Here is a 12,343-nt window from a genome sequence, read left to right as displayed (position 1 = left end):
GTTCGTCATGGAGTGTGGGGGGGTGTGGGGGATCGGGCGGACTGAGGCAATTCGCGCATTTTCCAATCTCAATTCAATCCCAGTATTTTTATTAAAATATGCAAAACCGGCATTGACGGGAGAAAGCGGGAATCGTAGGGTGGGCAACCTCCTCGCGGTTCAACCCTCAGGAGTCCTTCCACCATGAGCATGAAGAAGAACGCCCTTCTGCTGGGGGCGGCTGGGTTGTTGTGTGTGCTGCCTGCCTGTGGCGCCGGTCAGAACGAGGCGGAGGCTCTCAAGCCTGACACCGACGTGGTCGAGCAGGCTGTCTATACAGACCATGCCATCGTGACGTGTCAGAGCGCGACAATGTATGGCAATTATTCGACGACGACGGGACCGGCGAGCCCGATCCGCACGCTCTACTACGGTGACAAGGTGGGCATCCGGCAGGACGCGGGCTATCCGTCCTGGGCGCTGATCCTCGACTACGGCCCCGATGATTGGGGTTTCGTGCTGCGCAGCTGCCTCACGCGGTGCGCCGGGCCGAACAACCCGATCGCGGGCTGCTTCTAGCCGCAAGGCTTTTCGTCGAGGAGATTCCCATGTCGGCTATTGCTTCCCAGCTCTCTCGCAAGAACCTCGTGCGCATGGCCCTCGCCGCCCTGTGCGCGGCAGGGGCCTACCAGGCCTTCAAGGTGAACAATGCCACGGCGGGCACCCGCCTGACGGTGTGCGCCCAGAGCCTCTACGTTCGTGACGCTCCGGCGGGCATCGTCATCGGGACGCTCTACTACGGGCAGACCATGGATGTGCAGAGCTACTCGCCGAGTGGCCAGTGGGCCTATGGATTCGCTTACGGCCAGGCGAACAAGCATGGCTGGGTGCAGAACGGTTGGTTCTGCGGCCAGTAGTGCTGTCCACCCTCGTGGCGAAGGGGCCGCCGGCTCCCGTGGCGGAACCTTGGAGCCAGCGGCCCGAGCGCACTACTCGGTCTGGCAGACGGCCGGCGCGGAGAGGCCGGGCCGCATCATGGTGAACGGCTGGAGGAGCTGGGGAACCCGGAGCAGGGCGTCGTGGCAGCTGTCCTCATCGTTGCCGGAGATCTTCACCTTGAAGCTGCAATCCTTGGCACCCTCGCACACGGTCTTCGCCAGCTGGCCGTAGCAATCGATCGCCTGGGCGCAGTACCCGCCGCGCGTGCTCACGCTCGCGGACGCCGACGCGGACGCGTTCGTCGAGGCCGAGGTGGAGGTCGATGTCGTCACCGACATGGACATCCCGGTGTTCATGTTGGTGTTCATGTTGACGTTCATGCCGGTGTCCATGCCGGTGTTCATCTGGATGGACACACCGGACTGCGCCGGCGCCACGGGCGCGATGGCGGCCTGGGGGTTGTTGAGCTTCATCTGGGCGCACGCGTAGATGTCGTCACCCTTGAGCTTCACCGCGGCGAACTTCTTCTCCAGCTCCGAGCCGGGGACCCTCTTCTCATCCACCACGACCTGCATGTTGAAGGCGTCGCTGTCGTTGTAGTGGTAGTAGAGCGAGGCCGTTTCGTCGTACTTGACCGTCACGATGCCGTTGTCGCCCTTGTTCGACTCGAGCCCGTAATCGGTGGCACAGGCACCGATCATCGTCTGCGTCTCGGTGGCGCGGTAGGCATCCACCGGCAGCGTGTAGAACTTGCTGGTGCCACAGGCCGCCAGCGACAGACACAGGGACATCAGGGCAATGCCCCGGGACATGCACTTCATTGATGTAACTCCTTGAATCGAGGCTGCTCCCCCCTCCCCCCTCTGGGATGCGGAGCGCGTGCATTGACGCAGGCTCGGGGCGGGTATTCAACGCACAAGTCGTAAAAAAGGGATGCGAGCGCCGCCTGCTCAGGTCGGCATCCGCGCTTCGAGCAGAAAGCGCGTCGTGTGCGCGACGAAGGGGCCGCCGGTCTGGATGCGCTCGTGGAGGGCCTTGAGCTCGGTGCGGTACCGGTCGACGGTGAACCCCGGGACCATCCAGATCACCTTCCGCAGGAAATAGATCACCGCGCCGATATCGAAGAACTCGGTGCGCAGCGACTCCGAGCGCAGGTCGATGACCTCCAGGCCGGCGGCCTCGGCGGCCGCGCGGGCGTCGTCGGGGTGGCGCTTGCGCCGCACCTCGGGAGGCTGCGGTCCGAGGAAGTACTCGACGAGCTCGAAGACGCTGGCCGGGCCGACCTGCTGCGAGAAGTACGTGCCGCCGGGCCGCAAGACCCGGGCGATCTCTCCCCACCAGGTGGTCACCGGGTGGCGGCTGACGACGAGGTCGAAGGCGTTGTCGGCGAACGGCAGCGGAGGCTCGTCCTCATCGGCGACGACCGCTACCCCGCGCGGATGCAGCAACCGGGTCGCCTTCGCGATGTTCGGCGGCCAGGACTCCGTGGCCACCGTCAGCGGCGGCAGCTTCGGGACCCCGGCGAGCACCTCCCCGCCACCCGTCTGGATGTCCAGCGCGGCGGAGGCGCGTGCCATCCGCTCGCTCATCATGCGCTGGTAGCCCCACGAGGGGCGCTGCTCACTCGCCCTCCCGTCCAGCCAGGAGAAGTCCCAGCCGTCCACGGAGACAGCGGCGGCCTCGGCCACCAGTTCCTCGAACGCGCGCGACATGACTGATCCCTACAGCCCGGCCCATGATGGGGCTTGGAGCAGTATCGAAGGCTCCCGGTGCGCTGCCTGCCCTCCGGGCGGGGGAACAGTAAAAATTTCGGGGGCTTAGGTCACGTGGTAACTTCCAGCGCTCCTCAGCAGCCTCCGCGATGGCCACCGACAGCGACTCCCCCAAGCCCGCGTCCGAAGCGCAAGCCGCCGCCCCCGAGCTGCGCCTGTTGGACAGGCGCGCTTTCGTGGGGTTCCCGCCCCTCGAGCTGGCGCCCGGACTGTCCATCGCCGACTTCGCGCTGCAGATTCCCGACGTCACCTTCCCCTTCAACGTCAGCTCGGGCGCCTCGCGCTACCAGCGCAAGAAGCTCCTCTTAGGCTTCCTGGAGCTGCACGTCGACGCGGACCTGGTGGTACGCAAGGTGGCGGAGCTCGCCGGACGCGTGGCCGGGCTCGAGGGGCTGAAGCTGCACTTCCGCCCCGGCTACCTGGAGGGCCAGGCCTTCCTCCAGGCCCCGGAGCGCACTCCGCTCACCTTCAAGGTGGCCTTCGACGCGGATGGTGAGCGGCTCGCCCTCTACCTCTACGACGTGCGCCTGTACGGCTTCGCCTCCACGCCCTCGGTGCAGGTGCCCGGCCTCATCGCCGCCACCGTGAGCGAGCTGGGCCTGTTGCCCGAGGTGGAGGTGCGCGGCGCCACCGGCTTCTCCACCCGCGTGCTGCCCGCCCTCTGCCAGAAGGCCGCCGTGAGCCGGGGCTTCAAGATGCCCGTGCTCGACACCGCGCGCCTGTCCTCCGCCGAGGTGAGCAGCGCGGGCCTGCGTCTGCGTTTCTCCTCGGGGGGACTGCCTCCTCCCGCCCCTCCCGACGAGGAGCTGCTGCTGGCCCTCGAGGGCGCCCGCGCCTTCGCCGACGCCGAGGCCCTCATCGCCCAGGGCAAGCTCGCCGAGGCGCGCGACGCGTACCTGCAGGCCGGGGATGCCCAGGAGGCCCACCCCTTCGCCGCCGAGCGGCTGCTGTCGCTCCTCGTGGCGGACCCCCAGGCGCAGGACCTGGCCCTCGACGTCGCGGCCACGCTGCTGCGCCGCCGCGAGAAGAGCCCCGCCGCCCTTTGGGGCGAGGCCGTGGTGCGCGAGCGCCGCGGTGAGCATGCCCGCGCCGCCGAGCGCTACCTCGCCCTGTGCGCCCTGGCGCGCCGCGCCTCCGAGGAGGCCGCTGCCTTCTTCTCCGCCGAGGCCGCCGCCCGCGCCGCTCGCGACCATGCGCCCCAGGTGGCCGTGAAGGCCCTGCACGAGGTGCTCGGCCTCAAGCCGGACCACCTGCCTTCTCTCAAGGCCCTCGCGCGGGCCTCGGACCAGAGCCGCGACCGCGCCGGAGCCGTGCGTGCCTACCGTCGCATCGCCGCACTCGCCAGAGACCCCGCCGAGGCCGCCGATGCCCACGTGCACCTCGCACGCCTGTGCGCCCAGACGGAGGATGATGTCGCCGGTGCCCGTCTGCACTGCGAGGCCGCGCTGCGTCTCGCTCCGGACCAGCCGGATGCACTGCTGCTGCTGGGCGAGTTGTGCCATCGCGGCGGCGAGCACCTGCGAGCCCTCAAGGCCCTGGACAGGCTTCGCGAAGTGGCCATGGCCCGCCACGAGCTGGACCGCGTGGGCCGCGCCAACCTCCTCGCCGGCCGGGTGTGGGAAGAGGGCCTCCGGCAGCCGGACAACGCGCTCCTGCGCTACCGCGAGGCCGTGTCGCTGCTGCCCGGCGAGCCCGAGCCCCTCTTCGCTACCGCCCGCGTGGCCGAGTCCCTGGGCAAGCTGCAGGAGGCACTCGCCGGTTACCAGCAGGCGCTGGAGCTGGCCGGCCCCGCCCCGCGCTCCGAGTCCATCCGCCAGGCCGCGCACCAGAGCCACCACGCCCTGGCGCGCCTGTACCGCACGAAGCTCGGCGACCCCGCCCGCGCCCGCGAGCACCTGGAGGCCGCGCTCGCGTTGGACCCGCGCGACGCCACCGCGCTCGACGAGCTGATTCCCTACTTCCGCGCCACCGGCCGCACCCAGGAACTCGCCGAGGCACTCGAGAAGGGCGCCGCCGTCCACGAGGAGCCCGGCCGCCGCGCCGCCCTCTGGGCCGAGGCCGGTGAGCTGTACCGCGGACGTCTGCAGCAGCCCGAGAAGGCCGAGCGCCTCCTCACCTCCGCGCTCGAGGCCGACCCCGACCACAAGCCCGCGCTCGAGTCCCTGCTGGCGCTCGCCGAGGCGCGCCGCGACGGAGGGCTGCTCACCCGCTGTCTCTCCTCCCTCGCGCGCCTCACCCCCGAGCCGAAGGAGCGCGCGCAGAAGTACCGCCGCCTCTCCGTGGCCGCGCGAGACCTGGCCTTCGACCTGGACCTCGCCGCCTCCGCCCTCCAGGAGGTGCTGAAGGCCGAGCCGGATGACCTGCCTACCCTGGGCGAGCTGTGCGCCCTCCAGCGCAAGCGCGCGGACATGGCGGGCCTGGCCAACGCCCTGGAGGAGCGGGCGCGCGTGGCCGAGGCGCAGGGCGACAAGCGGCTCGCGGCCACCGCGTTGCGCGAGCTGGCCAATGTGCTGGAGGCCCGGCTGGGGCGGCTCGGCGAGGCGCTGGTGGCCCTGGAGAAGGCCGCGCGGCTGTCTCCGGACCAGGCCGTGCTGCTGGAGCTGGCCGACCTCTCGCTGCGCTGCGAGCGCCCCGAGCATGCCCGGCGCGCGTTGGAGACGCTGCTGTCTACCCTGCCGCGCACCACCGCCCCCGAGCGTCTCGCGGACATCCGCTCCCGCTTGGGCCGCGCGTGCGAGCTGGTGGGAGACCGCGAGGCCGCCATCGCCGCCTACGCCCAGGCCTTCCCGCTGCGCCGTCTGGACGACGCACTCGCCTCCCGCCTCGAGGCCCTCTACACCGAGGCCGGTGAGACGCGCGAGTTGGCCGAGTTGTGGGCCTCGCGCGCCCAGGCCCTCGTCGCCGCCGAGCGCTCCCCGGAGGCCGCACCCCTCTTCCTGCAGAGCGCCCGCGTCCTCCTGGAGCGCGGGGAGAAGGGCCCCGCCCTCCTGCGCCTGTCCGCCGCCCTCGACGCGAGCCCCTCGGGCCCGCTGGCCGCCGAGGCCCTCGATTCGCTCGCCGAGCTGGAGCTGGAGCGCGGGGAGAAGGTGGAGGCCGCCCGCCTCTTCGCGCGCAAGGCCGCGCTCGTGACGGACGCCCGCGCCGGCGCGAAGCTCCTCTTCCGCGCCTCCGTGCTCGCCACCGGCACCAGCCGCGAGGAGTCCTTCCTCGCTGACGCCCTCGAGCGCGACTCCGCCTTCGCTCCCGCTCGCGTGCGCCGCGGCGAGCTGCGGATGCAGGCGGACCCCCGCGCCGCCCTGGAGGATTTCGAGGCCGTGCTGGCCCTGCCTCCGGCGGACCCGGATGCGCTCGGCGAGGAGGAGTTGCTGGAGCTCACCCGTCGCGCCTCCTCCGCCGCGGTGCGCGCTGGCCGCTCGGACTCCGCCCGCCGCCTGCTCGCGCAGTACTGCGCCCTGGCCCCCGAGGATCTCGAGGCCCAGGTGGAGCTCGCCGGCCTCCACCGCAAGGCGGGTGCCCGCGAGCCGCTGGCGGACCTGCTCACCACGCTGTGGCCCCGGCTCTCCGGGGACGCGCGCCGCTCCGCCCGCCGCGAGCTGGCCGAGCTGTCCCTCGCCCTGGGCCGCCCCGCCGAGGCCGCCGACGCCCTGCGCAGCCTCCTCGCCGAGGAGCCCCACGACACGTGGGCCACGCAGTCCCTGCTGGAGCTGCTGCCCCCTCCGGGCACGGGCACTCCCCAGGAGGAGGTCGAGCGCCTCTCCCTGCTGGGCACCCTCATCACTTCCGCCGAGGGCGATGCCCGCGCCGAGCTGCTCGCGCGCCGCGCCGCCCTCCACCGCAACGCCGGCCGCTCCCAGTCCGCACGCGACGACTTCCTCGCCGCCACGAAGCTCTCCCGCAGGCCCGCGCCCCTGTGGCTCGCGCTCGCCGCGCTCGCCCGCGAGGCCGGGGACGAGGTGGAGGAGCTGGAGGCCTGGCGCAACGTCGTCGACTCCGAGCCGGACCTCGCCGAGCGCGCTCGCGCCCGTCTCCTCGCGCTCGCCGCCGCCCTGGTGGAGAAGGACGCGCGCACTCCGGCCCGCGAGGCCCTGCTCGCCGCCGTCGCGCTGCCGCTGTCCCCGGCCGAGCGCTGTGATGCCTTCTTCGCCCTCGCCACCCTCGCGCGGCGGGACGGCCAGGTGGACGCTGAGGCGGAGGCGCTCGCCGAGGCCGCCCGCCAGGGGCCCGTGCCCCGCCGGGTGGAGGCCTTGCTCGCGCGTGCGAACCTGCTCGAGAAGGGTGGGAACCTTCCGGAGGCCGCGAACAGCCTGGAGGCGGCGCTCAGCCTCGCCGCGCGTCACTCGGGAGCCACCGCCGCGTTGCAGCGTGTGCTGCGCGCGATGGAGGACTGGGCTCGCCTCGCCGGCCTGCTCGCCTCCGAGGCCCCGCACGCACCTCCCTCCGACGCCGCGACCCTCTACGCCGAGCTGGGCTCCCTCTACCTGGATCGCCTGGAGCAGCCGGACGCCGCCGAGGCCGCGCTGCGGCAGGCCGTGCGCCTGGCTCCCGAGAACGTCGGCGTTCGCCGACAGCTCGTGGCCCTCGTGGCCGGCCGGGGTGACTCCGCCGAGGCCGCGAAGCTCCTCGACGTTGGTGCCAGCAACATTCCCCCGGCTGAGGCCGCCACCCTGTTGCGCGAGGGCGCCGCCCATGCCCGCACCGCCGGAGACATGGCCCGGGCCCTGGATCTGGCCCGCCGCGCCCATGCCCTCGTCCCCGCGCGTGACGCGCAGCTCGCCGAGCTGGCCGAGCTCCTCTTCCTGCATGGGGATGTGAAGGAGGCGCTGCCCCTTCAGGAGCAGCTCGCCGCCGCCGCGGACTTCTCCACCGAGCCGGAGCGCGCCGAGAAGGCCTGGCTGCGTCTGGGGGCGCTCGCCGAGAAGCTCGGGGACTCGCGGCGCGCGGTGTCCGCGTACAAGCGTTTGCTCGCCGAGCGCCCGCTGAACGAAGTGGCCGTGCTGCGGCTCTCCACGCTGCTGGAGAAGGACGAGCCCCGCGCTGCCTTCGAGGTGCTTGTCGCCCACGCCCGGGTCCTGCCTCCCTCCGAGGACACCGCGACGCGGCTCGTCACGTTGTCCGAGCGCGCCCGCGAGGCCCTGGCGGATACCTCGCTCGCCGCCTCCCTGCTGTCACGCGCGGCGGAGATGGCCGAGGAGCCCCTGCCGCTGCACCAGGCCCTCGCCGACCTCTACCGCGACACCGGCCGCGTCCCCGAGCTGATGGCCCAGCTCCAGGAAGTGGCTATGCGCAGCCAGGAGGCCGGGGACCTCGACGGCGCCATCTCCGCCTGCGCTGAGCACGCGCGCCTGGCCGAGGAGTCGGGCCGGGTGGACGAGTCCCTGCGCTCGCTGGAGGCGCTGCGCTTCCTCCTGGAGAAGGAGGACCGGAAGGACGAGGCCGCCGCCTACGAGCGCCACCGCGCGGAGATGCTGCGCGACGCGAAGCTGGACCTGCCCGCCGCCGAGGCCGCGCTGGAGCGGGCCTTCGCTCTCTCCGAGCAGCTCGACACGGCGCGCATGGGCATCGAGCTGGCCGTGCGCCGGGACGATACCGCCGCCGAGGCCCGCTGGTTGGAGCGCGCCCTGCCGTTGCTCCCCGAGAAGCCCGGGAAGACGACGTCCGGGAAGGCCCACTCGCTGCTGCGGCTGGCGAGGCTCTACCTCGAGGTGCTGGGAGACTCCGGCAAGGCCGAGGGTTTCCTGCGTGAGGCACTCCAGCACGACCGCTCCCTCCAGGAGGCGGAGACGCTGCTGTGCGAGCTGCTCGAGCGCGAGGGCCGGGTGGCCGAGTTGGCCGCCTGGTTCGAGGACTCCGCCTCCCTCGAGGAGGACGCCCACCGACGCGCGCAATTGCTGCTGCGCGCCGCCACGCTCTACCGGGAGCGCGCCGGACGTCCGGATGCCGCCGCCATCGCGCTGCTCGCCGCGCGCTCGGCGCTGCCGGATGACCTGAACCTCACCCGTCAGGCGGCGGACCTGCTCCACGAGATGGGTCGCGAGGCGGATGCCGCCGAGTTCGACGCCCTCCTGCTGGAGGCGGACCCCTTCCAGGAGCCGCTCTACTCGCGCCACCGCGCCTTCCTCACCGAGACGGGAGAGCTGCAGGCGCTCGCCGGGCTGATGTTGCGCCGGGCCCAGAAGCAGCCGCCCGCGCAGGCCGCGGAGAGCTACCTCGCCGCCGCGAAGGCCTTCCGCGAAGCCGGTGCGTTGGAGCGCGCGCTGCTGTGCGAGGACCAGGCCTTCGAGCTGGCTCCCTCCAGCGCCGAGGCCTTCCACCTGCTGCGAGCCCGGGCCGCCGGGGACGTGCGCCGCCTGTCGGAGCTGCTCTCTCTGCGTGCCTCCTCGTTGCCGTCCGAGCAGGCACTGCCGCTGCTGCGTGAGCGCGCCAACCTCCTGCTCGAGGCGGGGGAGTCGCTGCTCGCCGCCCAGGCCTTCGACGACTACCTGGCCAAGGCGGGCGATGACGTGGACGCGCTCGCCACGCGTGCGGAGCTGGCCGCCGAGGGGGGAGGCCCGAATGCGGCCCAGCCCTATGACCGGCGCCTGCTCGCCGCCGGGGGCGAGTCGCTCCCCGTCCCGGTGCGCGTGCGCACGCACCTGCGGCTCGGCCATGCCTCTCTGGCCTCGGGTGCGTACCGCGATGCCGCGGAGTCCTTCGAGGCCGTGGTGGCGCTGGAGCCCGAGGGGGCTCGTGGCCAGGAAGCCCTGTCGCTCCTCTCCGAGGTGTACGGCCGCACCGGCGACTCCAAGGGCCTGTACCGCGCCTCCCTGAAGCTCGCGCGCAAGGCCGATGCCTCCACCGCCGAGGTGCTGTACCGCCGCGCCGCGGACCTCTTCGAGGACCCGAAGGAGGCCATCGACGCGCTGCTGCACCTGGCGCGCCTGCGTCCCGCGGATGCCCACATCATCGACCGAGCGGTGACGGGCCTGCGTGCCCTGGGCCGCCCCGCTGATCTGCTCGCCGTCTACGAGGCCGGTGCCGAGGCCGCCGGAGGCGCTCGAGCCGCGGAGCTGCTGTTGGCCGCCGCCGATGTCGCCGCGGATCAGCTCGATGACCCGCAGCGTGCCGCGGCCCTCCGGGAGCGCGCGGCCGAGGCGGACCCGACCAATGTCGCCGCGCTCCGGGCCCGGGTGGCTGACCTGCGCAAGCGGGGTGAGCCGTCCGCGCTGCTGGAGGCGCTCGAGCGGCTGGTGCCGGCGACGGAGGACGCGGACGAGGCCTCCCTGCTGCGGCTGGAACTGGCCTCGCTCGCGAGTGCCGCGGGCCGTGAGCCCCTCGCCCGTGAGGTGCTGGAGGCGGTGGTCGCTCGGGGCACCTCGGGTGCTGGCTACGCCGAGGCGCTGGAGGGCCTGGAGCCGCTGCTCTCGGAGAATCCGGGCCGCCTCGCCGAGGTGCGCCTGGCCCGCGCGGAGCTCCTGCCCAACGCGGAGCGCCGGGAGCTGCTGCTGTCCGCCTCGCGCGAGTTCGAGTCCGCCAACCGTCTCCCGGATGCGCTGCGCGCGGCCCGTGCCGCCGTCTCCGTCGAGCCCGACGCCGGGTCGCTGGGGTGGGTGGCCCAACTGCACCGCAAGGCGGGAGAGCCCGGGCGCGCGGCGCAGGCGCTGTTGCAGGCGGCGCGTCTCGCGTACTCGGCCCAGCGGCCCGCGCTGCTGCTGGAGGCGGCGGACCTCTGGGAGTCCGCGGGCGAGCGCGCTGAGGCCCTCGAGGTGCTCGAGCGTCTGGCCACGGAGGCCCCGGGTACGCTGGGTTCGGAGCAGCTGGCCGAGCGCTTCCAACGGCTGGGAGCCCCTGCTCGCGCCGTCGAGGTGGGCTTCGGGCCCGCGCTCGAGTCCGGGGACCTCATGGGCGCCCTCGCGCTCGCCGAGCGCGCCGGGGATTCGGCCCGGGTCCGCCAGGCACTCTGGGCGCTCGTGGCGCGGCCGGACGCGGATGCCTCGCACGTCACGGACCTGTCCACCGGTCTGCGCACGGAAGGGGACTGGGACGGACTGCTGCGGCTGGCGGAGCTCCTCGCGCAGTGGGACGAGGCGCTGGCCACGAGCCTGCGGGATGAGGTGCTGCGGGTGGAGGGCGCACCGGCCGAGGTCCGCTTGCGTGCGCTGGAGTCGCTCGCGGCGCTGCCGGGTTTCACCGAGCGCCTGCGGAGCCTGCTGTCGTCGATTGGCGGCTTCCCCGAGGCCCTGGCCGAGACGGTGCTCACCCATATCCGGGCGCTGCCCCTGGACGAGCGCGTCGAGGCCCTGGCGGATGCGGCGGATGGTTGGCCGGAGCGGCGCGGCAAGCTGCTTCGCGAGCGCTTCCGGTTGCTGCGGGACGCGGGGCGCACGGCGGACGCGGCGGACACGCTGGGCCTGCTCATCCTGCTCGAGACGGACCCCAAGGGCCGTGCCAGCCTCCACGTGGAGCATGGCGACATGCTGATGTGGGCGGGCGACAAGGAGCGCGCGCAGGAGGCCTTCGAGAAGGCACTCGAGGACGCACCCGGGACGGTGCGCGCGCTGGAGTTCCTGCTGCCCATCTACGACGAGACGCGCAACCACGCGCGCTTCGTGGTGGTGGCGGAGCAGCTCGCGGCCATCCTCGCGGGCCCGGCGGCGATGGGGCTGTGGCGCGAGCGGCTGGCGGAGGCCTACGAGGCCCTGGGCCGGCTGCCGGAGGCCGCCGAGCAGCTCAAGCTGTTGCCGGAGACGCCGGAGCGGCTGGAGCGGCGCGCTCGCATCGCCGAGGCGCAGGGCTTCACGGGCGAGGCGCTGCAATTGCGCGAGCGGCTCACGGAAGACCCCGCGCAGTTGGAGGACATCCTCCGCCAGTACCTGGACGGGCAGTTGGTGGTGTTCGCGGTGCGTCTGGCCGAGCGGCTCTACCAATCCGGCCAGCTCTCGCCGCAGACGAAGCGGCTGGTGGCGGAGCGGCTGTCGCCCACCTACGAGGGGTCGGCGCTGGCCATCCACCTCTGGCCCGAGCTGCTGCGGCAGCAGCCGGTGGACGCGGACGGGTGGACGCTGTACGCCGAGGCGCTGGCGGCCTGCGACGACGTGCCCATGGAAGTGGCGCGCGTGGATGGGTTTGGCGCGGCGCTCGTCTCCAGCACGGCGAGCGCGTCGAACGCGACGATCTCCCCGGTGACGCTGCCCGAGGGTTTCCGTCACCCGCTGCCGCCGAACAATGTCCCCGTGACGGACGATCGGATGCCCCGCCTGCACGCGGCCCTGCGGCCCACACTGAAGGCGCTGGGTGCCGAATCGGTGCGCGTCTTCCTGAACCCGGTGGGTGGCGTGGAGGCGTATCTCGCCGCTCCGGACGAGCTGGTGCTGGGGGCGGGAGCGCTGGCCTGCTTCGGCCCGGTGGAGCTGGGCTACCTCTGCGCACTGGCGCTCTGCCTGGGCGAATCGGGCGAGGCGCTGAGCCGGCCTGGACCGGTGCCGGGCTTCGACGAGGCGGCGGTGGCGGCGTTCCGCGCGGTGCCCGCGTCGCTCGCCGCGTCGCGCGTGCTGGCGCACCTGTCGCCCGAGGTGCGCGGCTCCGACCCGAGCCGCCTGGACGTGGGCAAGGTACTGCGGACGAGCACGGCGTTTGGCGCGGTGGCTATCGCCGCCCTGGAGTCCGTATAACCTCCG

The 12,343-nt window shown here is 72.8% G+C and carries 5 protein-coding genes; 3 read left to right on the top strand and 2 right to left on the bottom strand.

Features of this window, described 5'->3' with window-relative positions:
* Positions 1–183 precede the first annotated feature (183 nt).
* Both DAT35_RS12625 and DAT35_RS12620 read left to right on the top strand, forming a co-directional pair.
* Positions 184–558, top strand: coding sequence for a hypothetical protein (locus tag DAT35_RS12625; protein ID WP_108067180.1), 375 nt, complete (start codon positions 184–186; stop codon positions 556–558).
* Positions 559–587: 29 nt separating this feature from the next.
* Positions 588–896, top strand: a complete 309-nt coding sequence (locus tag DAT35_RS12620) for a hypothetical protein (RefSeq protein ID WP_233261436.1) — start codon at positions 588–590, stop codon at positions 894–896.
* Positions 897–968: 72 nt separating this feature from the next.
* Here DAT35_RS12620 and DAT35_RS12615 read toward each other — a convergent pair whose 3' ends face one another.
* Both DAT35_RS12615 and DAT35_RS12610 read right to left on the bottom strand, forming a co-directional pair.
* The gene (locus DAT35_RS12615) at positions 969–1,739 is read right to left on the bottom strand and encodes a hypothetical protein (RefSeq protein ID WP_108067178.1); all 771 of its coding nucleotides are present in this window, start codon (positions 1,737–1,739) and stop codon (positions 969–971) included.
* A 129-nt stretch (positions 1,740–1,868) separates the two neighbouring features.
* Entirely contained in the window at positions 1,869–2,630 is a 762-nt protein-coding gene (locus DAT35_RS12610) for a class I SAM-dependent methyltransferase (RefSeq protein ID WP_108067177.1), read from the bottom strand.
* A 149-nt stretch (positions 2,631–2,779) separates the two neighbouring features.
* Between DAT35_RS12610 and DAT35_RS12605 the strand changes: the two genes are divergently transcribed.
* Positions 2,780–12,337 (top strand): hypothetical protein, encoded by a 9,558-nt coding sequence (locus DAT35_RS12605; RefSeq protein ID WP_108067176.1) that lies wholly within the window; start codon positions 2,780–2,782, stop codon positions 12,335–12,337.
* Positions 12,338–12,343 lie beyond the last annotated feature (6 nt).

Source organism: Vitiosangium sp. GDMCC 1.1324 (genome assembly GCF_003044305.1).
Lineage (GTDB): Bacteria > Myxococcota > Myxococcia > Myxococcales > Myxococcaceae > Archangium.
Note: the sequence above shows the minus strand (reverse complement) of the source record. Positions and strands in the feature narration are given on the sequence as shown.